Here is a 25,293-nt window from a genome sequence, read left to right as displayed (position 1 = left end):
ATAGCTAACTCATATCATTTTTATCTTTGATTGCTAGCTCAATTAAATCTTCAATTTTCTTGATATTGGGGTCACCTGCCAAATAACCGATACCACGATGTAAATGTAGGCGGAACTGGGTTGCTAAAGTTTCTTTATCTGTGGGGTAACCGTCATTGTGACAACGTTGCTTCAGGGCGAGGAGGAGAACATCTGAGATTTCGCCACCAAAAACCCGCCATGTCATTTCGACGTTGCTATCTTGGGGAATGGGAACAGGAGAAGGTGGAGTTGTTTCGGCGAGGGAACGACAAAAAGCCCAACGACAGAGGATATTCCATTGGTTAATTTTGGTATTGCGGCGGAGTTTTAATAATTGTTCTTTAGCCGTTTGCGAGAGTTTAATTCTTTCGATTGGCGATTCCATAATAATTTGTATTACCAAAAATATTTATTTTCTATGATCGTTGTTTGGCGGGTTGTGGAGTTGTATTGCAGGAGATATTCACGGGCGATCGCTTCATTACTCCTTAGTGTTTCTACTTCTTGTTTACCGATCTCGGTATCTGTAGATAAGAGAATTACCTGATGACTAGCGGCGGGAAAGTACTTTTCTACTAGGTTTTGACGGTGGGAGGAGTCAAGCCTACCGAGGGGTGTATCGATAGCTACAGGTAACCGCAGACCAGAAACTTTGGCTAATCCCCAGAGGAAGGCGATCGCTAGTAGTTGTTTTTCCCCTGCTGACAGGCGATGTTTGGGAACTGGTTTACCATCAAAATCGAACAGGGATAAGGCAAAGGTTTTAGTATCAATAGTGAGGCGATATACTAAATCTGATTTGTGCAGTAGGTAGAGGAAGCAATTTTTTACTTCTTCCTCTAGTTTATTGAGTTTTCGCAGAGTTAATTTTTCCCGGAAAAGCTTCAGAGTTTCCTGCACTTTAGCAGCAGAAGTAATAATATGTCCTCTATTTTTAGTATCAATATTTCTATCAGTATATTCTTTCAATTCCTTCTTTGTTTGTTCAATAGATTCTGCTAATTCCAATAAAGTACGGCGAGTTGTTTCATAATTAGCCTTAGCTTGAACCACTTGATTTTGTGCTGTTTCTACAGTCTCGCGTAGCTTTCGATAAGCTTCTGGTTCTGCTGCTGTCTGCACCTGTCTAGCTAACACAATCGATTCTTCTTCTATACTTTTGAGATTAACTAATTGCTGCTTTGCTAAAACTTTAGCATTTTGTAAATGATATCTAGTATTATCTAACTGACTTAAACTTTCTTCATCAGCTAATAACCAAAGTGCTTCAGTTTGGGCGTAACCCGTATACAAATTATCCACATCTTCCACTAAAAAAGATTGGATTTTATCGACCTGTTCAGAACCAATTGCTAATTTATTTAACCATTGCAATAAGCGTTTATCTCTCTCCAATAAAACATCTCTAGCTAATTGTATTTGTTGATAGCGGAATTCCTTTGCTCCCTGAGTTTGTACTTGACTTAGTAAATTGGGAATTAACGCCAAAGGTAAAGCCTCAGCAGCTACCGCATACATTGACTGTCTAATATTCTCGGCGGCGCTAGATTTTTCCTTTTGTTGTTGTTCTAGCTGATTACGTTCGGCAGCAATCTTACCACCTTCAGACACAAATTTATCTAAAGCTTCTCGCTGTATAGCTTCTAACTCTTCAATTTCATTTTTCACAGTTGCTAACTTTTCTTCTATAACTTGATAATCTTCTTGCTGTGATTTTAATCTCTGTTCAAGTTCTTCCAGTTCAGCTAAATCTTTAGTTTCAGCGAGTTCCTTTCGTTTGCGATTAACTAAAATCTCTAAATCAACAGCTAATCTATCCGCCAATTCTAAACCTAACAATCCGCGAATAGCTTCAATAACAATTTGTGGTGGTGTTTCCTGTTCCGCAAGTTCTTTAACTTGTTCCCCATCAAATAAAAATAAATTAGAAATCCCCAAAGGCAAAAGATTTTCTATATAGTCATCCCAGATATTCACCAGAGAATCCACAGGCCATGTATCATCATCACCCAAAATTCCTAGTGTATCTTTACCATCTTTAGGATTTTTTTCCCAAGTTCTGACAATCCGGTATTTTATTGGTTTATCATCTTCAATATGTTCAAAAAGCAATTCAACCCGCGTTTTTTCCGCAGGATTAGCTTGACTATTAACGCATTGAGTTAAGAAATCACTATAACTTAAATTTCCACGGGTAGAACATTGGGCGCGTTGTCCATATAAAGCTAGGCGGATAGAATCCATGAGTGTGGTTTTTCCGCCTCCATTCATCCCCCCTAATAGAATAATTGGGTGAGGATTATCTTCACCTCTGGGGTCAAGATTGATTACTTGTCTCCCAGAGTAGGGACCAAAATTTTGTAGAACGAGTTCGAGGAATATCATTAATTTATGTTCAACCCGTGTAGATGGGTTCAATATGTATAACTGCAATTTTTATCTCTGTGTTTCTGTAGTGAAAATAATTTTTAACCTACAGGAACACAGAGAAGTAAGGTTTTACTACAAGGGTAGGTTGGCATCGCCCACGTTACCACTTTTTAAGTTAGGTCGTCATAATATGCCTTGTTAATATACTCATCACTTCACCAGGGTTAGAACTAGGTAACAACGGACTCCATTCGTTAACTTGAGCAAAACCCAGTTTGTAGAGTGTGAGAATTGTGTTGTTGACACCTGTTTTGGTTCCGAAGATTACTACTTTTACAGACTCTCTGGCTGGTGTCGTTTCTGCTGATTCATCCGACGAAACAAGCGGTGTAGGAGTTATACAGGTATCTGCCAAGAAGCTTTTAGTCATTGGGATGTACCTAATTTATTGGTAAAAGTTACTGTTACATAAAAGTAACAAGACTATCTTACATTATTTGTTACATATATAGAACATTTACTAGGTTATGAGCCTTTGACACAATCAGAGGCATGGGAAAAGCAGGAAAAGCGCTGAAACAGGTGTTAGAAATCTACGGCATCAGCCAAAACAAGTTAGCAGTCACAATGGGAACAGGACGGCCAAACGTTCATCGATGGGTTAATGAGATGACAGACCCTGTAGCTGATGCAGTGCTGGAGATTCGGGATGCGCTGAAGAAAATTAATCCAGCCGCAGCCGAGGATTTTATCAGGTTGTACTTAGGGAATGGTGACGATGATGAACTAGCTTAAGCCTTTGTCTCTTTATTTTTGAATTTCTTATTTGCCCAAGCCTTCGCCTTAGCACCTGATTTTGTGGTAATGGTTTCATCACTTGGTGTATCTGGTGCGTTTGTAGTTACATCAGGTGCACTGAAGTCTGCTAAAGTTAACTGCTTAACTTTTTCAATATCACCTTGTTCAACTGCTGTTTTCAAATCTCGTTTTAAATGAGCATTTTTAACTGCTTCATCCTTAGAACGAGAACTGGTAGCAAAACATTTTTCTAAAGTTTCATAGATTCCCACACGACGAGACATTTTCCGATATTGGCGTTCTGTGTCCAAAAGTTTCGCCATCAGTTCCAGGTGCATACCATCACCTGCACAGATTTCTTCTAATACAGACCACTCATCGCTACCTAATAAGCTAAGGTCTGCGCCAGGACGTGGGTCTTTAAATTCTTCACCAGTTATCTCTTGATAAATGCGGGGTAAGCTATCGTCAAACTCATGTTTTTCTTCTAGCCAAATCCGGCGAATGGCACTTAGTTCTTCTACGGAAATGAGAGTAATATCGCGCATATTTTCTGGTGCTGTTTGACTAATTTGTTTTTCAGCTTCCAATAAGCGCCTTAACCAATATTCTCTCCAATATTTTGTATATGGGCCATGAATTGGCTCAACAGAAGTTTCACCCTCAACATTTCGCTCAAATAATTGAACCTCTCCCCAGATACGGCGAAAGTCTCTTTTATCGCGATCATCTCTAATATCTAATTCATTACGAATGTCTAATAGAGGCTGCATCCATTCTTTTTCTTCATCATTTTGGATCATCGCCTCCATTGATTTATCTTTATTAACAATTGTACAAACCCAGCAACCAAATCGAGAATCGCCACAGCTAGGGGTAGAAGTATCAACAACTAATGGACATTCGTTGTCAGCTGTTGCGCCTCGATACATAGAAAACAAGTCTTTATTACTGTATCCCCAAGGATTTTGCCCTTGATTAAGATAAATCCAAACTTCATCAGTACGCCAATCTTCTATAGGAAGGTAAATCAATGAGTTAGGCCGATTGGGATTAGCATTTATATGATCTCGTATCCGCCATTCTCGATGTCTAGCCATTGTGATAGCGCGTTTAATACTTTCAGCTTTGCGAGTACCTAAAACAAGAATTACTTCTCCATTAGACTGAATTACTTCACGAATAAAGCTGTCTGTTGGTTTAATTTTCAATCTATCAGTACACCAACGCATACGATTACGCGGTGCTGGATAGCCTTTACCTATTAAATTAACCCAAAAAGTGTCTTTCACTGCTGGGTATAATAAATGAGCATAAATTGGCATCCCTTGCTCATTTGCAGCAACTTTCATCTGTTCTAAAGAGTTACGTACCCAAACAGAGACTATGGGGTTTTCTACTAAAGTATCAGTTGTAATCACATGAATGGGCTTAGTCCGCTTTTCCGGTGGAAGTTTCGATATTGCATTCCAAACGAGCTGTAAAGTAGCAGTGCTGTCTTTCCCGCCTGAATAACCAACAACCCAAGGTATCGCATCTAAACAATACAATTCTTGAATTTCCGTAGTCAGAGCTTGGATATACTCCACCAATTCTGCTACAGTACGTGTCTGCTGACCCTTATTTTCTGGCTGTTGTGTTGTACTCATTGCTCCCTACCTTTGAACATTCGGGCGTTACCGCATTTTCTCTTACCCGGCGTTATAGAATGCGCGGGTTGCCAAAAAGTTTTTAAAAACTGATTAACTAGTATCTAACTTTTTGGAAAATATAGCTACACTACAAGATTAAGTTTTTAAAAATTAATATGAGTGATACTACATCTGACCCAACTGCTGACATTGCTAGAGATTACCCAGAGCGAGAAGACAAGGAAAAACAGGTACTAGCTTTACTTTTAGACAAATTTTTACAGAAAGAAGACCAAATTCTCGTTCAAAAAACCGAGATGGGGGGTACAGAGGCTTATGTAGGGTCTGTCACTCTGGAATGGTTTGCAGGTAGGGTTCACTTTGCCTCTGGGTTACCTCTGCTGCAAAAAAAGTATAATGCAGAGACTGATAACATCGAAATTGACGCGGATAGTATTGACGAAATTCAACAGCGTCCCCTTGACTGGTCACGTCAAGCACCCCTTGTTCAGTATTTAGCAGCTAGAAAAAATCATAAGTTTCCAGCAGTTCTAGTGGTAATTAATCAGTCTTGGGTAGATAAGCACAAAGCTGATGAGTGGGATAGTGAAGAACGTGCAATAAAGTCTACTACTGATTTTACACCCCTAGATCAAGATGGTAAGGTCGGCTTGCTCAATGTGTCTGAGGATAACGTCAGCATTTACGCATTAGATGGACAACATCGGCTGATGGGAGTGCAGGGGTTGATAGAATTAATCAAAACTGGCAAACTCCAGCGATATAAAAAGGATAAAACGGCTGATGATAGTTTTATCACAGTGTCAGATTTGCTAGAGCAGTATCAAGTAGACCCTGATTATTTAGAAAGCTTACCCAAAGAAAAAATAGGTATTGAGTTCATTTGTGCGGTGAATGCTGGGGAGACTCGCACCGAAGCGAGGCGAAGGGTGAGGTCTGTATTTGTTCATGTTAACTTAATGGCTGCACCCTTAACTAAAGGTCAGTTAGCGCAGTTAAATGAAGATGATGGTTTTGCAATTGTGGCGCGAAAAATTGCAGTTACTCATCCGCTTTTGGAACAAAAACCAAATCGTAACCCCCGCGTTAATTGGAATAGTGCAACAGTCGCAGCAAATTCCACAGTTTTGACAACTTTGCAAGCATTGCAAGATATGTCAGAAAAATACTTGGGTCAAAAATTCCCACACTGGAAACCTTTTGAGAAAGGTTTAATTCCCATGCGTCCAGAAGACGAAGAAATTGAGGAGGGAATTGCAGAATTCACCAAACTCTTTGATAACTTGGCAAGCTTACCTAGTTATAAAATTTTGGAACACGAAGATATACCTATTTTACGACGCTTTAGTTTTGAAAAGGGCGGCGGTGAAGCAAACATACTTTTCCGTCCTGTAGCACAAGTGGCTTTGGCGCAAGCTTTAGGATTTTTAGTTTTTAAAAAAGGTTTGTCTGTAGCCGGTATTTTTAAGAAGTTACGCAAGTTTGACCAGCAAGGGGGTTTTACTGGTATGGAATACCCTCAATCTCTGTGGTATGGGGTATTATATGACCCTAATAAAAAGCGAGTGCAGGTTTCAGGAAAGGAATTGGCGACAAAGTTATTAATTTATATCCTTGGCGGAATTCAAGATTCTATGGAACGTGCTGAACTTCGTAAAGCTTTGGCTAATGCTAGGACTGTAGAAAATAAAACAATTGGGTTTGATGGCGAGTTTGTTGAACCAAAGGAGGTAGGGCTTCCGCCCGTCTTGTAACTACGCTTGAAATACATTTTGGCGATGCCATTGCAGGGATTCTAACTCTGGGAAATATTGCTCTTGATTTGGTAGGAGTAGTCTTTCGCCATGAAAATCTTTCATGGGTTTACTGTGGGGGGATATTTCTTTTAATTCTTTACTAACAATGATTTTATACTGCTCATCCACAGTAAACCAACCACGGTCAAAAGCCCAGTGGTGATTTTTGCAAAGAGCAATACCATTATGGATTCTACTGTCATAGAATTGTGCAAATGGTTTGATGTGTGCGCCATCCACAATATTTTGATTTATGGCTTTAGTCACTTTTAAACCACAAAATGCACATTTGTAGTCATAAACGCGAACAACAATGTTTCTAAAAAAAGCGTCTCTAATTACTGTGCTTCTCAAACTCCGTTTAGCATCAGCACCTGGGTTGATTAGGATTTCATTGTTTATGTCATAATTTAACGATTCATTTTGAAAATTTTGGTTAATATTGACAAGGGATTCTGTAATATCTTCTTCATAGGAAAACCATGTTGAAACAATTGCTTCGATTAGTTCTTTTCTCGCAAAATAATCCTGCATTAGGATAAATAATTCATCATTTAAATAAGCATAATTAACGTCTTCTCTTAGTTTAGGAATCGTTTGAGGGCGACCACCATCATAGTTATCACTATATTTAAGATACCAAAATTTACATTTTTCGTTTTTTAAATGAAAAAAAGGAAGTGCAAAATCACTACCCTTAAAAGGTTTATTAGCTGTTATTTCCCAATATTTTTTGAATGTTTCAATTAAGTCATCTGTAATAGCAATATGATTATCCTTGATCAAATCTCTTGAAATAAGTTCTATTATAGCTAAAAGTAATACAGGCTTATTAAGTGCATCTCCTTTCTTATTAGTTTTATATACTTTTAGTTTAGAAAAACAGTCAGAATAATAAGCAAGATTATTATCCTTAAAATGGCTTTGTACCTGATTCATTTTTGCCCTATCTTTTATTAAAATTAATATAAATTAATGATTGAGTGGCAAGTCGCTAGCTTAATACTTAAGAAGATATAAATTTTCTCAAGTCGAATTCATCTTCATAATTATCCTGAAATCTTTCAGAACTAAGAAACAATAAAATCCTTTCTGAATAATCTACTGCTCCTCTAAACTCTATTTGCAATATCTCAAGACCTCCATTAGCATATTCTTCAAAAACATAGTTCCGAATCTCACTCTTGTTTGATTCATTAAAAGAAAGAATATTAATATCTTTAGTCTCATTAATGGCTAATAGGTTTATTACTGTATCATATCCCCTAACAATAAACTGTTCTTGCGGAATTGGTGATGGTTCTCGTTTAGAAATTTCCCCTAAAGGTACGCGCTTTTTATGCTTTGCACCTAACGCAGCAGCAAACACAATTACATCAGCGAAGGTTTGAAAAGGCCCAGTACTACCATCTGAAGATGTCAACGCTTTAACTAAATCTGCTTTATCTTTAGCAACCCTGATTCTGCCAGTTTCTGCCATGATATTGATAATTGCTTTGTTGCTATTTTAACCGAAAGGTACAAGTGTCACTTCTTATAATTTTATACCAAGTAAGCAAATTAACCCAAAAACACATCCTCATAAACCAGAGATATGGGAAAGCGAAAATCAACACTCTGCAAATAAACTTCGTTTCCTTCTTCGTAAGAATACAACTCCCAAATACCGTTTTCATTTAACCGAAAACAATCTAAATTGATTTTTTCTGCATCAATTAGGACGTATTCTTTTAAAGTTTGAATGCGACGATATTGCTTAAATTTAGCACCTCGGTCGTAAGCTTCTGTACTGGGAGATAAAACTTCGACAATTAGACAAGGATACTGAAGAAATTTAATAGCCTGTCTATCTCTTTCATCACAACTCACAACAACATCAGGGTAATGAAACGACATACCCTCAGCTACTGCTACTTTCGCGTCAGACATATTGACACGACATAAGCCACCACGCAAATGACTTTTTAGGGATGTAGCTAAGTTGAGAGCAATATCATTATGAGGAAGAGTTCCCCCAGTCATGGCAAAAACTTCACCATTGATATACTCATATTTAATATCTTGGCGTTCTTCCCACTCCAAATATTCTTGAGGAGACATATAATTCCGGTCTGGACTTGCAACCATAACCAACTCCTTTTTCTCAACTGCACTAATAAAAACTCTCCGCGCTCCTCTGCATTTTCCTCCTCACTCCTCCGCGTTTAAAAATAATAATTCTGCACCTATGTTCACGAAGAATCGCTATAAATAACCTCTCAAAATTGTGCGAATATCACCACTCCCTCTCGACCACTATCACCTCAGTATATTCAAATTCATTCGGGCTTTGTTTCACTAAAGGATATCTTCCCCCACCCAGTTCAATATAATCTTGCTCACAATCTGGCTTAGAAGAGTAGTAAGTCAGTACGTATTCCCTACCAATTCTATCTGTCATCTCTGTTTCCACTTCTCCTCGCCATTGAGTTTTTGTGACTAACACTATTAGCTGATTAGCCAACTCCGGTAATGTTTGAGCAATGCGACGACGATAAGTTTCATCTAAACTCCCAAATGGTGAGTCCATAACTATGGGAAAAGTACTGCTATCGGGTACTGTTAATATTTTGCGTTTCTCGCTCCAATCTCTGACTTTATCAATAATGCTGGCAATGAAAGACAAGCTGAGAATTTGGTTTTCACCAGTAGAAGCTGCAACTGATGCTTCCATCCCTGACGTACTCTCTACCAAAGTTAACTCATATTTATCACTAATTTTAGGTACATAAGGCGTAAAAGATACGGAATTAAATATCTCTTGCAAGCGCTTTTCTAATTGCAGTCGAAACTGATTTTCTTGCCGATTTCTGACCTCTGTTAACCGTTCAATAGCATCTTGAGTAGCGTTAATCCGTCTTTGTGCTAATAACTGTTTTTCTTCGTTGAGCTTTTGTTTAGCAATTTGTTTAACTAAAGTATCAATATCAGCCTGTACATGAGAAATTTCTTGCTGATTTGCACCTTGTTCTCTATTTAATTCATCAATTTTATTTTCAATCTCATCTAATCGCTTTTGTAAACTGCTAATTTCTTCGTTTGCATCTTTGCGTAAGCGTTCTTGAATAGTTTCTAACTCATTCTCAACTTGAGATATATTTTGCCGTAACTGATTGATTCTCGCTTGTTCCTTATCAACTTCTTCCCAAAATGCGATCGCTTGCTTATCAATTTCGTCTACTTGGGCGCTCATACGAATTGCCGTTTCTTCTACAGCCGAGGAACCTGCTTGATTTAACCAGAGACTCACATTTGTATGAGCATGATTACCTTCATGCAATTCTGCACCACAAATACAGCGTTGGGATTTTAATAATTCATGAATAAATTCCCGCGAAATTCCCGAAGTTAAGTCACCTTGTTGCTTCAGTTGATTGATAATCGTCCGAAATTGGGCTGTAGTATCTGACAATAATACTGTGTAACCTCGTGCAGAAATAATTTTCTTTAGTGATTCTCTAGTTTGTCTGAGGCTTTCTTGATTGGAGTTTTTTTGATTCTCTAGTTCTTGTCGTCTTTGTTGCAGTTCCTTGGCTGCACTTAATTCTTGTAAACGATTACCTGTTTCTTTCTTAAATGTTTGTTGATATTCTAACTCTTGCTTAATTTCTGTTTGTCTGGTGTGAATGCGTTCAATTTCTTGTTCCAATTTTTCTTGTTCACGCAAAAGCTGTTTAATCTCGGAATCACCAATTGCTTTTAACTCGTTCTCTAAACTTTTTTTAGCTTCACCTAAATGTCTGATGGAACGGTTAATTACTTCCACACCCAAGAAAATTTTAGTCGCTTCGGCAATTTCTGCTTTTTTATCAGAACGTACGATTTCTTCTATGCGTTCCCCGTCGAAGAAAAAGTATTGATGTAAACTAACTGGTAAAATCTGCCCAATGATTTCTTCTGGTTGCTGGCTTGGATAATACCATCTGCCATCATCCCCAGCTACCTGCATAAGTAATTCGGTTTTACCTATGGCAAAGTCGGTTTTATTTTTATAGCCTTTACATTGGCGTTTGACGTTGTAGCGTTTACCTTCGTGTTCCCAGTTAATCTCTACCCAACATTCTACAGCTTGTCCGAGTTTAGCTTCGACGATCGCTCGTTTATTAACTAATTGTTCTATCGAGGCAAATGCTGCACTAAACTTCTCATATAATACCCACGTAAAGGCATTAAGTAAACTGGTTTTACCTGAGCCATTATTCCCATGAATTATCGTGGTGTTAAGAACATCTCCTCCAGCAATAACTATCTCTGGTGTTCTGCCATAAAAGGAGCGAAAATTGCATAGTTTAATTGAAGTCAGCTTCATTGCACCGCTTCCTTCACAATTGTCAAAATATCATCATTGATGGGGCTATTGCTTTTTTTATCTAGTCTGTTTTTTTCCAGATGCCATACCCGCTCAATAATTTGCCGTACCTCCGGCGGTGCATTAATAATTGGCTCCTGAACATCATCAATATTTTGCTCTTGAGACATCTTAATTCGGCAATAGGTTATGCTCTATTCTATTCTTCCCCACCGTTGATTTTACCTCAGTAAAGCTACTATTACTCTTATCTTTTCTTATCTTTAATTTAGGCGGATTATGCTCAGAAAATTCTCAATGTTTTTGGTAAAAATGACTTTATTTTTGTGCTGTTCACTGATATGCTTAATTACATAAAGTCAATCTTGATCATAATCGAGTGTTTGTCGCTTTAAAAATTTTACTTACATCCTATTATGATCAAGATTATCTTCGCATATTCACTGCAAATATTTTCAGCTAGCGAACAAAATTTTACAAAATTAACCATAGAAGAATGAGTAATAACTAAACATCTAACAATCCATATCGCTTTTGTAAATCCAGCAACTTGATTCGGGCTTCACCAGCGTTATCAGCTAAATCAGCAAACTCCACAAAGCGCCGCAACTCTTTTCTTAACAAATTGCGTTCAACTTCTATAGTTTCTCGATCCAAATCTGGCGGTAAAACAATCATGTCGTAGATAGTAGCTCTTTCCTTGCTGGGATGGGGACGTAAAACCCTACCCCGTCGCTGAATAAACTGACGAGGATTACCAGAACTGGATAAAATCACCGCCGTTTGAATTGCTGGAATATCCACCCCTTCATCTAAACAGCGAATTGCCACTAAACCTTGTAATGCACCACTTTCAAATTGACGGCGTAAAATTTCTCTTTCTTGTAAAGATGTTTGGGCTGTGTATGTACTTACCTTATACCCTAATTCTCCGCCCAGAATTTTTGCCACAGCTTTGAGTTGATGCAGAGATGAACGTTGTCCGGTTTCTAGCGAACCATCACTACAATAAAAAAGCGTATGAGTGGTTTCCCGGCGAGTAGCCATTAATTGACGTAAAGCGTTTAATTTATTTGCTGCTGCACCAATTAATCTGGCGCGTTGCATTAATAAAGGCTTTAAATCTTCGTTGTCTTCAAAATTAGATGATTCGCCGTGATTGCGTTCTCTATATAATAGCGATCGCCCGATGCGTTTAGTGAGTTTCAAATAAGCAATACTTTCCGCCTCAGTTAACTCTACTAAGATGGGATAATACAAGTAATGCACCAAAGCACCTTGAGCGATCGCATCCCGTAAAGTAAACTCCGGCTGTAACACTGGGCCGAAGTAGTCAAATAAAGATTGCGTACCACCATCATCAAAATATCTTTCTGGTGTCGCCGATAAAGCCAGCCGCAAACCCACCCGCCGAGGTAAACTTTCTTCTAACTTAGGTGCGCCTAAATTATGGGCTTCATCACCAATAATTAAAGTCTTCGCTGGAAAATACTTGAGTTGTGACTGAAATCCATCCCCAATTAAGGTGGAATTGGTAGTAATCACAGTCACGAAACCTTGAGAACCAGAACGCAGATTGTAAAGTTGGGTAGAAAGTTGACTTTGCCAACTGCGTAAATTCTCAAAGGCTAGTATAGGTCGTAAATTAAACTTTTCACATTCTCGTCCCCATTGTGTTACCAGATGACGATAGGGACACACCACCAACAACACCTGTAAACTAATCTGCTGGTATAACTCGCAAGTAATCGCCAGTGCAGTTATAGTTTTCCCGCTACCAGTCGCCATCTTCAGCGTTCCTCGGCCATTATTCGCAAACCAGTTAGTCATAGCTTGACGTTGATACTGGCGCAACTGCACAGATAACGGCATTCTAGGACACCCTGGTAATGGCTGAGTCTGATAACTACCTTGGCTTTCCCTGACAGATGGTAATTTGAGCCGGAAAGCAGGAAATTGCTGCACTGGTTCTTGCTTCAGGTACATAATACCAATTCAAAATTCAAAATTCAAAATTTATAGGATTGGACATTGACAAGATGAGAAGGATGAGGGAAACAAGGTAGGTGAAATTCTTCCCCATCTCCCCTACTTCCCATTCACATATAACCGCGCCAAACACCAACTAGAGAACCTTGCACCTCTACCTGTATAGCTGCAACTTCAATGGGGTTGTATTTGGGGTTAGCTGGTTTAAGAGTGATGCGATCGCCACTTCGATAAAAACGTTTTAATGTATTACCATAACCATCGACTCTGGCAGCGACGATAGTACCATTTTTTAATTGATCTGGTTCGGGAACTGGGCGCAAAAATACCAAATCCCCATCAGTAATTAAATCTTCAATCATGCTGTCACCAGTTACCCGCAAAGCATAAGTTTGTGCAGGTAAAGCGAAATTAGAAAAGTCGATATGCTCTACAGCATCAGTGAATGGTTCAATTAAACCACCTGCGGCGATCGCTCCTAAAACCGGTACACCTTGCTTCATCGGTTGTAAAATCCGAATAGTCCGGGCTTTACCTTCAGTCCATTCGATGTATCCTTTCGTGCGTAAATGTTCTAAACGACTTTGAATCGGTGCAGGTGATTTCAAATTCATCGCTTGCATCATTTGACGAATCGAAGGTGAATGCTGGTGAATACGGATATATTCTGCCAGCCATTCATAAAGTTCTTGTTGCGCTTGTGTGAGGCTTTCCATAAAATAATAGGGAGGATAAATATAAATGTCCCTAGAACATTAGTACTACAAAAAACCTCTAATAACAAGATAAAAATAAAAATTTAAAAGGCAAAAGAAAGATAAGTTAATTTTCTTTTGCCTTTCTACTTTTGACTTTTAACTGTTCACTCTGCCCCCAAGATACTAGCGAGTAAAGCTTTTTGAACGTGCAATCGATTTTCGGCTTGTTGCCAAACTCTTGATTGAGAACCTTCGATTACTTCTTCAGTAATTTCTTCACCACGATGGGCGGGTAAGCAATGTAAAACAATTGCGTTTGGTTCAGCCAGACTTAATAACTGCTCAGAAATTTGATAAGGTTGGAAAATAGGAAAGCGATCGTCTGCTTCTGCTTCCTTTCCCATACTCGCCCAAACATCAGTGTAGAGTACAGATGCACCTTTGGTTGCTAATTCTGGGTCATTGGTGAGGAGAATTTCGGTTTTACCATCAGCTATTGCTTGTGCTTGTACGACAACCTGCGGATTTGGTTCATATCCACTAGGTGTGGCAATTCTCACATTCATCCCCGCCAAAGCACAGCCAAGCATCAAAGAATTAGCGACATTATTGCCATCACCAACATAGGTCAAAGTTAGCCCAGAAATTGTGTCAAAACATTCTTGTGCAGTTAATAAATCCGCTAATATCTGGCAAGGATGTTCTAAATCAGTGAGTGCATTAATTACAGGAATTTTGGCATACTCAGCAAAAGTTGCTAACTCCTGCTGTTCAAAAGTGCGAATTGCCAAAACATCCAAATATCGCTCTAATACTCGTGCAGTATCTTGTACTGGTTCTCCTCGACTAACCTGAGTCACATTCGGATTAAGATCAATTACTTGTCCGCCCAGTTGGTACATAGCCACAGTAAAACTGACTCGTGTCCGAGTTGAAGCCTTAGAAAATAACAAACCCAATACCTTATTACACCGCAACTTCAACTGTTGTGATTTCAATTGGGTTGCCAATTGCAGAAGTTCCTGAAGTTCTGTAGGAGTCAAGTCTGCCAGACTTAACAAATCTCGTCCTAACAATGCTGCCATGCTTGTTATCTGTTAAATAACAATTATAAATCTCTCTTCCTTTACCCAGTCAAGCAAAAAAATACAGTTACCCTAAACAAAAACACCCCCCTCACCTACCAGTCAGGAGTTGATGAAGAATCCCCAATTTCCGTGTTTTTTGGTAGATAAATCCACAAGGAGGGATTCTCTTGCTCTTGCCAATCCCCTCGTATCTACCGAGCTAAATTAAGTTGCTTTAGGGGTAGACAAATAAATTACCTGTGATATAATTAAAAATCGGTGAGTGCGTTAAAGCAATTACTAAGTTGCCAGCATAGCACAGTGGTAGTGCATCCGACTTGTAATCGGAAGGTCGTCGGTTCAAATCCGACTGCTGGCTTTAGGTTGAACCTCCGACCATTGATTGGCTCTTTGGGTTGATTACTTTGTCCAGATGTTACATACTCGATTGTGAGATTGATGGTAGTTTATTTCTGCACAAACTCCTTTATCCCAATCGCAATATAAGCTATGACACTCAATTTATATTTACTGCGACATGGAGAAACTACTTTTAGTCAAAGTGGTAATTTCTGCGGTAAAACTGATGCAGATTTGACCTCTGAAGGGGCGCAGATGGCAGAAAGTTTTGCCAAGGTTTATCAAAAACTGAAGTGGGAAGCGGTTTATGTTAGCCCGATGAAGCGCACAATTGCCACAGCCAAGCCATTTTGTGATGCTATTGGTATGGAGATGCAGTTGCGTGACGGACTTAGAGAAGGTAGTTACGGCGAATGGGAAACTAAGAGTAAAACCTTTGCCCAAGAGAATTACTCAGAAAACTATGTCAAATGGTTGACAGAACCCGCTTGGAATGCACCACTAGGTGGCGAAACGGCGGTAGATATTGCTAACCGTTCTATGCCTGTAATTGCGGAAATTCAGGAAAAACATCCCCAAGGTAATGTTTTAGTAGTTTCCCATAAAGCCACGATTCGGATTATGCTTTGTAGCTTACTAGGGATTGATCTGGGACGCTATCGCTATCGGGTGAATATTTTGGTCGCGTCGGTAAGTATGGTAAAATTTGATGTAAATGGCCCTTTATTAGAAATGTTAGGCGATCGCCATCACATACCCGATCATATTCGCTCTCGTCCGGGAACATAACAGTCTCTACTAGTAGTTTGTCAAGAAACGATTAGACTTGTCCAAAAACCCCAAAGCCCAGGGACACCTATTTTTACTTCGACAATTGTTAAATAGCGTTATCTAATTCGTGAATGTAGACGAATTCTGAGTAATTGGAATTTCAATCACAAATTCTGTACCTTGTTCTTCTGTAGAATTACAGTACAGCTTTCCAGTATGCTTCTCCACAATAATTTGGTAACTAATTGATAATCCTATACCCGTACCTTTACCTAGTGGCTTAGTTGTAAAAAATGGATTAAACAATTTGTCACGAATATTTTCTGGAATACCTATACCATTATCGATAATCCGAATTTGTATCCAAGATTCATTCATTTGATGAGTGCAAATCCGAATCCTAGAATGGCTATTCTTAATTTCATCATCTGTGCGTTGCCAGTTATATTCATGTAAAGCATCTATGGCATTAACAAGAATATTCATAAACACCTGATTGAGTAAACCAGGATAACATTCTACCAATGGTAATGAAGCATATTCTTTAATGAGCAAAATTTCTGGATGTTTGTCTATAGCTGTCAATCGGTGAGATAAAATCATCAAAGTGCTATCAATTCCTTCATGAATATCGACTGATTTAATTTCGGCTTCGTCAAGGCGAGAAAAATTACGTAGGGATTTAACAATTTTCTCAACTCTATCAGTGCCATATTCTATAGAGTTGAGGATTTTGATAAAATCTCCTTGGATAAATTCTAAATCGATATCGTTAATTTGTACTTGGATAATATCGGGGGGTTGGGTATAGTACTCTTGATAACTCCGTATTAGGTTTAATAAATCCTGGGAGTATTCCTTGACATAACTAACGTTGTTTTTAACAAAAGTAATCGGATTATTGATTTCATGGGCAATACCAGCCACCATCTCACCCAGAGATGACATTTTTTCAGTTTGAATTAGTTGAAGCTGAGTTTGTTGTAATTTTTGTAATGTTTGGGTTAGTTGATCATTTTTATATCGCAATTCTTTTGCTCTTTTTTCTACGCGCATCTCTAATTCATAATTGAGATCCCTTAGTGTTATTTGAGCCATTTTACTGGTTCTTAAATAATTCTTTAATAAACGTAATACCAATAACCATGAAGGGATAAGAAAAGCCAAGCTAGTAACTGAGCCACCAATTGACCACAATAGATATATTTTATATTTTAAGACTCTTTCATCTATCAGTATAGCGATCGCCTGATTTATCTTATTAACACCGGATGCGTACTTTCGTTTCTCCGATTCATATTGTGAACTTAGTAAAAGTGATCTTGCAGCTAGTGCTTGGCCTTTTCTTACTAAATCAAAAGATTTATATTCCATCTCCACTAAACGTTTATTTGCTAAATCAGTTTCCTTAGCATCTTGATTATTATAAACTTCGGGCGCAAGTTGAATAGATTCTTTAATTACTGCATCTAATAAAGGTTCAAATTGACGATACCTTCTTTCCCACATAGAATTAGCTGTTACAGCATTCATGCGTGCTGACATTGTCAGAACTTCGTCATAATAAGTAATTTGTTCACTAAGACTCTGTAGTCTTAATTCATTTTTGATAATACTATTAAAATCATTGTAAGCTTGCCAAGTAACCCATGTTTGTGGCAAAAATAATAGGAGAGTTAGTACAACCGTGAGAGTAATTAACTGAGATGGTAGCAGTTTAAATGGGAGACGAAGCAATTTTAAAAAAATTGATTTAATATCTAGCTTCTGAAACATAGTGAGACTATATATTAATTTTCGGAAGATACTTAATCTAGATTAATAAATAATTGGTAAATATCTGAATCTGATTTGATTGCTAAAAAGACAAGGTTAAATAGTACATGAGAACTATATCAGGTTAAGTTCCTCTTAACCCAAGGCAAAATTTTTTTCGCACTATTTGATAATGTTATCTGAATCAGGCTTTGTTAGCGATCGCATAACCAAGAAAAGCTTCGATGATCGTACTTTAATTTTGGCAAAAACGCTACAAATAGCTAATTTTAGACAAAAATCAAACCAAATTTTCATATTGTCTATATCCGTCCTTGCTCACCGTGTTTTCTCTTAACTGTGACGAGGCAAAAGTAAAACTAAGGAAGAGCAAGAAACAGAGGATTTTCATCTAACCTTGAGAGGAAGTATCGATGATTTTATTGCCAATGATTCCAGAGAGATATATGGAAATCACCAGGGATAGTAAAGTTATGTTACACAGATGAGCTAAATCCTGAATTTGAGTTTGCCTCAGGCTCAACTATAAACACTATGATATGGTGGGCATTGCCTAGCGTATAGATACTGCGATTTGTTCAAGCATCAAATCAAATTCTTATACTAAGCTATAACATCATCTAAAGATGATATTTGCACTGTGCGGCAAATTTTTGGTCAACATTAACCCTGATAAAATCAGGAAATCAATACTAGGTTTAAAAATAGAGAGGTGTAGCTATGCCAACAATTCATTTGATAGATGGAGAAAAAGGAGGGGTGGGAAAGTCTTTAGTCGCTAGAACGATGATTCAGTATTGTCTGGATAATAATATGCCATTTGTACCGATAGAAACCGATAGGTCAAATCCAGATGTAGCTGGTGTGTATAAAGGTATATGTCAGTATGCGGTATTTACAGAGGATGAAAGGCACGCAGATAAGGCGGATAAAATTTTTGAGATAGCAATGAATAAAACAGTAATTGCTAATCTTGCCGCTCAATCTCATAGAGCAGTTAAGGGATGGATTGAGAAGAATCATTTAATTGAACTAGGAGAGTCGCAAGGGGTTGATTTTTGTAAGTGGTTTGTGTCAACAGGAGGGTATGACAGTCTCAATCTATTTAAGCAGTCTGTAAATAGTTATGGTGGTAAAGTTCCTCATATATTAGTGAAAAATCTCGGTCTATGCGATGACTGGGAACACGTAAACTCAGATGCAACAATCCAAGAAGTGGTAAAAAAATATAATGTTAAGGCTATAGACTTTCCCAAACTTGCATATAAAGAAAGAAATATAATAGACCAGCATAGATTAACCTTTGCAGATGCAAGAGAATATAAAGAATTTGGCATCATCAGCAAACAGAGAGTGGTAAATTTTCTCAAGCTTGCCTATGCTTCTTTTGAAACCGTGGGTATTTGGTATGAAGAAGTTAAATGATGGAGCAACATAGGTAATTAGGACTTACGCACTGAACCAAAAAACTCTTGTGAGGGTGGTCAATAGTCAATAGTCCATAGTCCAAAAACCTTGATTTTGACTATTGACTGATACACTTTATTCTGTGCTGTAGAGACGTTGTATGCAAAGTCTCTACATCATTTATTTGGGGCAACTTCATAGAGAATTGGTATAAGTCCTAATTACTTAAGAAAATTCGCTCATGGTAAAAATACCAATCATCACTGCTTTCATTAGTTTTAGTCGAAAATGCAGTAGATTTACTGAGATATTTTATGCCGTATTCAGATAAACTCTATTCACTCTAAGTTATTACCTACTTAGTTTTACATACTACTGCTCTTTCTGAAATTGCCTAATCAATGCACCTACTTGTTAGGTGCATTTGTTTTGTCAGTAACTTACTTAGAAATCGAATGTTGTACGAACTACTCCCACATATTGAGTATCGTTATTGCGATTATTTTCTGGGTTAAGAATCATCCAAAAGCCAGGAGTTATAGATATATTGTCGTTAAGTCGCCAACGATAGAACGCTTCTAGGTGGTAAGAGTTATCACCCTCTTCACGGACGTTACTGTTAGAAACGCGCGGTGGTAAACCCAAGAGAATTCCTGGCAAATTGCCCTTACCACCCACATCGGGAAACGATAGACCAATTGCCCCGAACCAAGCATTAGCATTATCACCACTGTTGACGAACAGAGAATCAGTACCACCCCTGCCATTAGAGATATCACTAAAACCAGAGTTCTTGGCAGTTGCCCAAATATACCCGCCCCAAGCATGAACTTGGAATTTAGGTGAAAAGCGATAGTATCCCTGTACACCAACGATACTGTTAGCAGTGGCGATACTATTACCAAAGGGGGCGCTGGATAGGGCGCTACCTCTACCGGCGGTGATGTCCACAGTGCCAGGAGGGTTGTATCCATGAGAGTAGGCAACACCAATTGCTCCTTGCTGGCTGTAATAGACGAGATGAGCTAGAGCATTGTAGCCACCATCAAATAAACCATTAGTTAGTGTGGGGTTATTGGGACTGTTGGCTAAATAGCCAAGGGTTAAAAGCAAGTCTGGGCGAATCTTCCAGTTAGCGGCTGCACCACCGCCACCCCTCTCGAATAGCAGACTATTTTTACCAAATAATGAGGGAATCCCATTACCATCATCGGCGATCGTGGCAGGAGTCACGTTATCGGTGATGTCGTTGTAGCCAATACCTGTGGGGCCGACGACGAAGGAAAGGGAATCACTCACAGGGAAGTAGTAACGGATATGGGGGACGAAAAGTCTATTGTTGCTGTCATTATCAAAGTTTAGCCGCGTCATCCCTGTGCCTGTGGCGGCGGCTATTTGGCTGGAGCCATTGGTATTAGCAAAGTTGCCAAATTCCAGCCGGACTCGCAATAAATCTTTGCCTGTGAAACTGCTTTCTAAATTGAGACGACCACGAGTCGCAAAAAAGAGGTTGGTTTCATCCCGTGTACCGCCTACTTTGTTGCCAAAGGTATCACTGATGGCAGTAATAATTTGTCCATTCAGCCTAGTGGTAGTGGAAAATTGCTGCTGTTCTAGTGTCGCTGTCCGTGCTTCTAAGTTATCTACTCGTCCGCGCAGAGTTGCCAGTTCTGTGGCAAAGTCGGTTTGTAATTTTTGTAATATTGCTAAGTCTTCTTGATTGACTAAATCGCTGGTAGCTGTGGCAATTAACTCATTGATGCGATCTAAGCAAGCATTGATACCTGCGGCGAATTCATAACGGCTTAAGGGGCGACTACCACGATAACTTGAATTAGGATAACCTGCAATACAACCGTAGCGTTCTACTAATGATTGCAATGCTGCAAATGCCCAATCGGTGGGTTGGACATCGGAAAACTGGGAAACTGATGTGACTTGTTCTTGTAAGCTATCAGAATTATCTAAGGGTGTTGCCCAGACTGCGGTTGAGGTCAACAATAAGAGCGAAAAACTAGATAAAAGATGTTTCAGCATTGGTGTAGTATGGTGCATGGCTAAAAATCTGCATTACAAGTTGGAAATCTCCTGGTTTAAGAGATTTCAATTTTGGGTATTGTTAGGGAATGATGTTATTTATTTCACGCAGAGACGCGGAGGCGCAGAGAAGAGAGGGAGAGGGGGAAAGTTGTTGAGTAAGTCTGCGCCCTACTCCCTGCTTTTTTATCGTCGGGAACGTCTGCGGAGTCTATCAATCATGACTGCGGCGATAATGACTAGTCCTTTGACGACTAGTTGCCAGAAGAAAGACATATTCAATAGGGTCAAACCGTTGTTGAGAACGGCGATGATTAATGCCCCAAGGAGTGTGCCGCCTATGGTGCCGATGCCGCCTGTGAAGCTGGTTCCACCAAGAATTACGGCGGCGATCGCATCTAATTCGTAGCCTTGTCCTAACATCCCGGTGGCGCTATACAAACGGCTGGCGCTCATGATTCCGGCTAAACCTGCTAGTAATCCGCTCACACCATAGACAAATAACAACACGCGATTGACTTTAATACCTGTTAAGCGTGCGGCGCGTTCGTTACCACCCACTGCATATATCTGTACACCCAAAACAGTTTGTCTGAGGACGAACCAACTCACGGCTACAGTCAATAGGGCAATGATGACTAACCAGGGAAGAAAGCCTACATAGCTATTACCTATCCACGCAAAATTGATATTGCGATTAATAACTGTTGTGCCGTTGGCTATTAAAAAGGCAGCACCTCTTAAGGCGGTTAATGAACCCAAGGTGACGATAAAGGGGGGGACATCTAAAAAGGTGATGAGAGCGCCATTGAGTAAACCCAAAAGTAATCCTGTCAGCAAACCCGCCGGGACAGCTGCCCAACCTAAGGCAGGAAGCAGAGATACTAATACTGTAACTACCGCAGATACAGCCAAGATTGACCCAACTGAAAGGTCAATTCCACCGGTGAGAATGACAAAGGTCATGCCGGTTGCCAAGACAATATTGATTGAGGCTTGACGTAAGATGTTGACGGCGTTGCCTGCTGTGGGAAAGTTGGGGCTAAGGAGAGAAAATAAGATGCAGATGATTACCAGGATTGGCAAAATCCCGGCAACTTGCAGAAGATTGTTGATTGATTGACGCTGGCGTGATTTGGGATGCTCGCTTGGTCTTTTGTTGGCAGGTCTTAGGGTTTGACTCATGATGCGGTTACCTCCGATGCTCCAGTTGCATAGTGCATAATGTTTTCTTGGGTGATTTCTTTGCCGGGGCTATTGTCTAGTTCACCTACTAGTTGTCCTTCTCGCATCACTAAAACGCGATCGCTCAAGCCAACAATCTCTGGTAGTTCGCTGGAAACCATGAGAATGGCTACCCCTTGGGCTGATAAGTCGCTGATAATCCGGTAAATTTCGCTTTTAGCACCGATATCTACGCCCCTTGTCGGCTCATCTAGCATCAAGACTCTGGGGTTAATGGCTAACCAACGCGCCAGCAGCAGTTTTTGTTGATTCCCACCGGAAAGATCCACGGCTCTAATTTCTAAGTTCGCCAGGCGGATATGGAAGTTTTCTACTGCATCTGTGGCAATCTTGTTGACTGAACCCCAGTTAACGATGCCACCCTTTGCATCTTGCTTGAGTCTATTGAGTCCAATGTTCTTACGGGAACTCATCTCCAGAAATAAACCTTGGTCTTTGCGGTCTTCTGGAACATAACCAATACCTGCGGCGATCGCATCACTGGGGGAATTAATCTCTAGTTTTTTGCCATTGAGGAATACTTCACCGCTTACTTTGCGATCTGCGCCAAAAATTAGCCGGGATACCTCTGTGCGTCCTGCACCAACTAACCCCGCGAGTCCCAGAATTTCCCCAGATCGCAGTTGAAAACTCGCTGGTTGGACTTTGCGCCCATCACTGATATTTCTCACTTCTAGCACCACTGGGCCAGGATTGGTTTGCCGTTGATGTTCGTAAAAGTCCTGCATAGAACGACCGACCATCATCTGTACCAATCGCTGGGGAGAAATCTCCTCACGGGTTAAACTACCGATGTATTGACCATCCCGTAGTACACTAATACGGTCAGCTAGGGCATAGATTTCTTCCATACGATGACTGATGTAGATAATGGCAATGCCATCATTACGGAGTTTGCGAATTACTTCAAATAAACGCTCAGTCTCGCGGTCAGACAGTGCGGCTGTTGGCTCATCCATTACCAAAATGCGGCTGTTGTCCTTCAAGGCTCTGGCAATTTCTACTTGCTGCTGCTCGGCGATCGCCAATGTGCCAACAATATCAGTTGGTGCAAAGCTAGCCCCCAAGCTTGCTAACACTTCTTGGGCTTCCAGTTCCATCGCCTTGCGGTCTAAAAATTGACCCCGCGTTAACTCGCTCCCCATAAAAATGTTTTCGGTAACGGTTAAATTGGGTGCAACATTGAGTTCTTGATAAATCAGATTGATACCGGCTTGGCGCGCTGTTCCCGGATCGGTAATTTTCACCCCTTTACCATTGATGCGAATCTCTCCCTCATCGGCAATATAAGCCCCAGCGAGAATTTTCATCAATGTACTTTTACCAGCCCCATTTTCACCCATGAGGGCGTGAACTTCCCCTGGATAAATGGTGAGATTGACACCTTGCAAAGCTGCGACACCATGAAATCGTTTCGCAATCCCCTGCATTTCTAATACAGGGGTGGCAGTTGCAGGTGGAGAAAAATCTGTTTTAATATTTGTTGTCATTGGTCAATAGTCAATAGTCAATAGTCAGTTGTCAGTTGTCAGTTGCTCCCCTACACCCCTACACCCCTACCAACCAGTAGATGTACTCACGTTCTCTTTCGTAATCAACTTGGCAGGAATCAAAATATTGGGTGATTCAGGTTTTTTGCCATGTAAAATGTCGTTGCCTACCTGAATGGCTGTCTGCGTCATTCCTCTGGGGTTTTGCGTCGCCGTTGCTGCATATAGACTATCTCCAGAGGCGATCGCTTCTATGGCTTCTGGCGCACCGTCAACTCCCACGATGAAAAAGTCTTGGCGTTTGGCTTGGTTGGCGGCTAGGTCTACTCCCACACCACTAGGATCGTTGATGGCAAAGACAGCATCAATCTTGGGGAATGTGACTAGCAAATCGCTCATTACCCTAAGTCCGCCATCTCTGCTACCTTCTGCGTTCTGGTCTTTAGAAAGTAGTTTGATATCGGGATATTTGGCTAATACTTTCAAGCAGCCGTCCACTCGCTGAATTACCGATGTTACTGGCGGCCCGTTGACTATGACTACATTACCTTTGCCTTTGAGGCGATCGGCTATATACTGGCAACTTATTTCTCCAGCTTGCACATTATTGGTGGTGACGGTAGCATCTATGTCTGCTTCTATTGCCGTATCTACTGCAATTACAACCTTACCTGCTTGCCTTGCTTGGTCAACGGCTGGTCTGATTCCTTTACTGTCAGCAGCATTGATGATAATCAGGTCAGTATTAGCCGCAACGAAATTCTCAATTTGGTTGAATTGCTGGTTCAGGTCATAGCCGCTAGAAACTACAGTTACTCTGACATCCTCACCACCGATTTTCTTCGCTTCTTTCTCGGCTCCCTGGGCCATGACAACGAAGAAAGGGTTACTCAAATCCCCCAGGGTAACACCAACCGATCGCAATTTATGGCGAGATCCATTGTTGGTGTGGGTATTGGTATCAGTGTCAGCAGCCGTTGGGCTATTGGGAGAAATGTTTGTGCAGCTGACAAGAGTACCACTGACAATACTTAATAACGTTGCTGCGTAGACGCGTAGCAGCTTGTCTTTAGACATCGCCTGTTTTTTCACATCCATCTATATCCTAAGTAGAAAAACTGGGAAAAATTTAAATATGTGTAGAAAAGTTAACTAAACTAAAACCCACTTTAATCGTCCCTTGTAGCGGGTATTTTCTGTCTTATCCTAACGATAGATATTTATGCCGACCTGTTTTGAAAATGGGGATAAGGGATTCAAGAGTGGGGGTAGGGGTGTAAGAGTGTAATGGCTTAGGGGAAAGACTTTTTCATATTTGTTTATGAGATTTTTTGGTGAATAGTTGACTTGTAAAGTTTTGCGTACTGAGTATTGAGTTTCAGTCCACAAGAATTCTTGAAATAGGTTATGCACAGGTGTGCATAACCTATGCTTTTATCTTTGCACACCTGTGCATAAAATATATGTT

21 protein-coding genes and 1 tRNA gene are annotated in these 25,293 nt (G+C 39.9%); 5 read left to right on the top strand and 17 right to left on the bottom strand.

Going from position 1 to position 25,293, the window contains the following annotated elements; all coding sequences use genetic code 11:
• Positions 1-4 precede the first annotated feature (4 nt).
• The 3 genes from dndE to ACM5QX_RS02490 form a co-directional block, all read right to left on the bottom strand.
• Positions 5-406, bottom strand: a complete 402-nt coding sequence (gene dndE, locus ACM5QX_RS02500; protein WP_414752230.1) for a DNA sulfur modification protein DndE — start codon at positions 404-406, stop codon at positions 5-7.
• Positions 407-417: 11 nt separating this feature from the next.
• On the bottom strand, positions 418-2,406 hold the full coding sequence (gene dndD, locus ACM5QX_RS02495) for a DNA sulfur modification protein DndD (protein WP_414752229.1): 1,989 nt from the start codon (positions 2,404-2,406) through the stop codon (positions 418-420).
• 160 nt (positions 2,407-2,566) lie between these two features.
• Positions 2,567-2,821 (bottom strand): hypothetical protein, encoded by a 255-nt coding sequence (locus ACM5QX_RS02490; RefSeq protein ID WP_414752228.1) that lies wholly within the window; start codon positions 2,819-2,821, stop codon positions 2,567-2,569.
• Positions 2,822-2,943: 122 nt separating this feature from the next.
• On the opposite strand from ACM5QX_RS02490, the gene ACM5QX_RS02485 reads away from it, so the two are divergent.
• Complete coding sequence (locus tag ACM5QX_RS02485) at positions 2,944-3,186, top strand: helix-turn-helix domain-containing protein (RefSeq protein ID WP_414752227.1); 243 nt, start codon at positions 2,944-2,946, stop codon at positions 3,184-3,186.
• Here the strand turns inward: ACM5QX_RS02485 and dndC are convergent.
• Positions 3,183-4,838, bottom strand: coding sequence for a DNA phosphorothioation system sulfurtransferase DndC (gene dndC / locus ACM5QX_RS02480; protein WP_414752226.1), 1,656 nt, complete (start codon positions 4,836-4,838; stop codon positions 3,183-3,185). The two genes, ACM5QX_RS02485 and dndC, sit on opposite strands and share 4 nt — an antisense overlap.
• A 158-nt stretch (positions 4,839-4,996) precedes the next feature.
• On the opposite strand from dndC, the gene ACM5QX_RS02475 reads away from it, so the two are divergent.
• On the top strand, positions 4,997-6,595 hold the full coding sequence (locus ACM5QX_RS02475) for a DGQHR domain-containing protein (protein ID WP_414752225.1): 1,599 nt from the start codon (positions 4,997-4,999) through the stop codon (positions 6,593-6,595).
• Here ACM5QX_RS02475 and ACM5QX_RS02470 read toward each other — a convergent pair whose 3' ends face one another.
• The 8 genes from ACM5QX_RS02470 to argF all read right to left on the bottom strand — a co-directional run bounded on the left by ACM5QX_RS02470 (position 6,596) and on the right by argF (position 14,757).
• Positions 6,596-7,576, bottom strand: a complete 981-nt coding sequence (locus ACM5QX_RS02470) for an HNH endonuclease (protein ID WP_414752224.1) — start codon at positions 7,574-7,576, stop codon at positions 6,596-6,598. It lies immediately after the preceding gene.
• Between the two features lie 67 nt (positions 7,577-7,643).
• Positions 7,644-8,117 carry a DNA phosphorothioation-associated protein 4 gene (locus ACM5QX_RS02465; protein WP_414752223.1) on the bottom strand — a complete coding sequence of 158 codons (474 nt, stop codon included), beginning with the start codon at positions 8,115-8,117 and terminating at the stop codon, positions 7,644-7,646.
• An 80-nt stretch (positions 8,118-8,197) separates the two neighbouring features.
• Positions 8,198-8,764 (bottom strand): Uma2 family endonuclease, encoded by a 567-nt coding sequence (locus tag ACM5QX_RS02460; RefSeq protein ID WP_414752222.1) that lies wholly within the window; start codon positions 8,762-8,764, stop codon positions 8,198-8,200.
• 148 nt (positions 8,765-8,912) lie between these two features.
• Complete coding sequence (locus ACM5QX_RS02455; protein WP_414752221.1) at positions 8,913-10,985, bottom strand: AAA family ATPase; 2,073 nt, start codon at positions 10,983-10,985, stop codon at positions 8,913-8,915.
• Positions 10,982-11,155: a hypothetical protein gene (locus ACM5QX_RS02450; RefSeq protein ID WP_011318987.1), complete on the bottom strand. Its 174-nt coding sequence runs from the start codon at positions 11,153-11,155 to the stop codon at positions 10,982-10,984. The genes ACM5QX_RS02455 and ACM5QX_RS02450 overlap by 4 nt, the downstream gene beginning before the upstream one ends.
• Before the next feature lie 337 nt (positions 11,156-11,492).
• Positions 11,493-12,971, bottom strand: a complete 1,479-nt coding sequence (locus ACM5QX_RS02445; protein ID WP_414752220.1) for a DNA phosphorothioation system restriction enzyme — start codon at positions 12,969-12,971, stop codon at positions 11,493-11,495.
• Between the two features lie 113 nt (positions 12,972-13,084).
• On the bottom strand, positions 13,085-13,690 hold the full coding sequence (gene lexA / locus ACM5QX_RS02440) for a transcriptional repressor LexA (RefSeq protein WP_414752219.1): 606 nt from the start codon (positions 13,688-13,690) through the stop codon (positions 13,085-13,087).
• A gap of 146 nt (positions 13,691-13,836) precedes the next feature.
• Positions 13,837-14,757: an ornithine carbamoyltransferase gene (gene argF, locus ACM5QX_RS02435; protein ID WP_414752218.1), complete on the bottom strand. Its 921-nt coding sequence runs from the start codon at positions 14,755-14,757 to the stop codon at positions 13,837-13,839.
• Between the two features lie 289 nt (positions 14,758-15,046).
• On the opposite strand from argF, the gene ACM5QX_RS02430 reads away from it, so the two are divergent.
• A tRNA-Thr gene (locus ACM5QX_RS02430) sits at positions 15,047-15,118 on the top strand.
• A 131-nt stretch (positions 15,119-15,249) separates the two neighbouring features.
• Positions 15,250-15,888, top strand: coding sequence for a histidine phosphatase family protein (locus tag ACM5QX_RS02425; protein ID WP_414752217.1), 639 nt, complete (start codon positions 15,250-15,252; stop codon positions 15,886-15,888).
• A gap of 102 nt (positions 15,889-15,990) precedes the next feature.
• On the opposite strand, the gene ACM5QX_RS02420 is transcribed toward ACM5QX_RS02425, so the two are convergent.
• Positions 15,991-17,646, bottom strand: coding sequence for a sensor histidine kinase (locus tag ACM5QX_RS02420; RefSeq protein WP_414752216.1), 1,656 nt, complete (start codon positions 17,644-17,646; stop codon positions 15,991-15,993).
• Positions 17,647-18,366: 720 nt separating this feature from the next.
• Here ACM5QX_RS02420 and ACM5QX_RS02415 point away from each other — a divergent pair.
• Positions 18,367-19,071, top strand: a complete 705-nt coding sequence (locus tag ACM5QX_RS02415) for a mobilization protein (RefSeq protein ID WP_414752215.1) — start codon at positions 18,367-18,369, stop codon at positions 19,069-19,071.
• A gap of 426 nt (positions 19,072-19,497) precedes the next feature.
• Here ACM5QX_RS02415 and ACM5QX_RS02410 read toward each other — a convergent pair whose 3' ends face one another.
• The 4 genes from ACM5QX_RS02410 to ACM5QX_RS02395 form a co-directional block, all read right to left on the bottom strand.
• Positions 19,498-21,090 carry an iron uptake porin gene (locus ACM5QX_RS02410; protein WP_414752251.1) on the bottom strand — a complete coding sequence of 531 codons (1,593 nt, stop codon included), beginning with the start codon at positions 21,088-21,090 and terminating at the stop codon, positions 19,498-19,500.
• A gap of 186 nt (positions 21,091-21,276) precedes the next feature.
• Positions 21,277-22,275, bottom strand: a complete 999-nt coding sequence (locus tag ACM5QX_RS02405; RefSeq protein ID WP_414752214.1) for an ABC transporter permease subunit — start codon at positions 22,273-22,275, stop codon at positions 21,277-21,279.
• Positions 22,272-23,825: a sugar ABC transporter ATP-binding protein gene (locus ACM5QX_RS02400; protein ID WP_414752213.1), complete on the bottom strand. Its 1,554-nt coding sequence runs from the start codon at positions 23,823-23,825 to the stop codon at positions 22,272-22,274. The genes ACM5QX_RS02405 and ACM5QX_RS02400 overlap by 4 nt, the downstream gene beginning before the upstream one ends.
• A 66-nt stretch (positions 23,826-23,891) precedes the next feature.
• Positions 23,892-24,923 carry an ABC transporter substrate-binding protein gene (locus ACM5QX_RS02395; protein WP_414752212.1) on the bottom strand — a complete coding sequence of 344 codons (1,032 nt, stop codon included), beginning with the start codon at positions 24,921-24,923 and terminating at the stop codon, positions 23,892-23,894.
• Positions 24,924-25,293 lie beyond the last annotated feature (370 nt).

The sequence above is a fragment of the Anabaena sp. CCY 9910 genome (assembly GCF_963920875.1).
GTDB lineage: Bacteria > Cyanobacteriota > Cyanobacteriia > Cyanobacteriales > Nostocaceae > Trichormus > Trichormus variabilis.
This window is presented reverse-complemented; position numbering and strand designations above follow the sequence as displayed.

Excerpts from the sequence above, each read along its gene's own strand:
- dndE (WP_414752230.1), bottom strand. The coding sequence starts at position 406 with ATGGAATCGCCAATCGAAAGAATTAAACTCTCGCAAACGGCTAAAGAA.
- dndD (WP_414752229.1), bottom strand. The coding sequence starts at position 2,406 with ATGATATTCCTCGAACTCGTTCTACAAAATTTTGGTCCCTACTCTGGG.
- ACM5QX_RS02490 (WP_414752228.1), bottom strand. The coding sequence starts at position 2,821 with ATGACTAAAAGCTTCTTGGCAGATACCTGTATAACTCCTACACCGCTT.
- ACM5QX_RS02485 (WP_414752227.1), top strand. The coding sequence starts at position 2,944 with ATGGGAAAAGCAGGAAAAGCGCTGAAACAGGTGTTAGAAATCTACGGC.
- dndC (WP_414752226.1), bottom strand. The coding sequence starts at position 4,838 with ATGAGTACAACACAACAGCCAGAAAATAAGGGTCAGCAGACACGTACT.
- ACM5QX_RS02475 (WP_414752225.1), top strand. The coding sequence starts at position 4,997 with ATGAGTGATACTACATCTGACCCAACTGCTGACATTGCTAGAGATTAC.
- ACM5QX_RS02470 (WP_414752224.1), bottom strand. The coding sequence starts at position 7,576 with ATGAATCAGGTACAAAGCCATTTTAAGGATAATAATCTTGCTTATTAT.
- ACM5QX_RS02465 (WP_414752223.1), bottom strand. The coding sequence starts at position 8,117 with ATGGCAGAAACTGGCAGAATCAGGGTTGCTAAAGATAAAGCAGATTTA.
- ACM5QX_RS02460 (WP_414752222.1), bottom strand. The coding sequence starts at position 8,764 with ATGGTTGCAAGTCCAGACCGGAATTATATGTCTCCTCAAGAATATTTG.
- ACM5QX_RS02455 (WP_414752221.1), bottom strand. The coding sequence starts at position 10,985 with ATGAAGCTGACTTCAATTAAACTATGCAATTTTCGCTCCTTTTATGGC.
- ACM5QX_RS02450 (WP_011318987.1), bottom strand. The coding sequence starts at position 11,155 with ATGTCTCAAGAGCAAAATATTGATGATGTTCAGGAGCCAATTATTAAT.
- ACM5QX_RS02445 (WP_414752220.1), bottom strand. The coding sequence starts at position 12,971 with ATGTACCTGAAGCAAGAACCAGTGCAGCAATTTCCTGCTTTCCGGCTC.
- lexA (WP_414752219.1), bottom strand. The coding sequence starts at position 13,690 with ATGGAAAGCCTCACACAAGCGCAACAAGAACTTTATGAATGGCTGGCA.
- argF (WP_414752218.1), bottom strand. The coding sequence starts at position 14,757 with ATGGCAGCATTGTTAGGACGAGATTTGTTAAGTCTGGCAGACTTGACT.
- ACM5QX_RS02425 (WP_414752217.1), top strand. The coding sequence starts at position 15,250 with ATGACACTCAATTTATATTTACTGCGACATGGAGAAACTACTTTTAGT.
- ACM5QX_RS02420 (WP_414752216.1), bottom strand. The coding sequence starts at position 17,646 with ATGTTTCAGAAGCTAGATATTAAATCAATTTTTTTAAAATTGCTTCGT.
- ACM5QX_RS02415 (WP_414752215.1), top strand. The coding sequence starts at position 18,367 with ATGCCAACAATTCATTTGATAGATGGAGAAAAAGGAGGGGTGGGAAAG.
- ACM5QX_RS02410 (WP_414752251.1), bottom strand. The coding sequence starts at position 21,090 with ATGCTGAAACATCTTTTATCTAGTTTTTCGCTCTTATTGTTGACCTCA.
- ACM5QX_RS02405 (WP_414752214.1), bottom strand. The coding sequence starts at position 22,275 with ATGAGTCAAACCCTAAGACCTGCCAACAAAAGACCAAGCGAGCATCCC.
- ACM5QX_RS02400 (WP_414752213.1), bottom strand. The coding sequence starts at position 23,825 with ATGACAACAAATATTAAAACAGATTTTTCTCCACCTGCAACTGCCACC.
- ACM5QX_RS02395 (WP_414752212.1), bottom strand. The coding sequence starts at position 24,923 with ATGGATGTGAAAAAACAGGCGATGTCTAAAGACAAGCTGCTACGCGTC.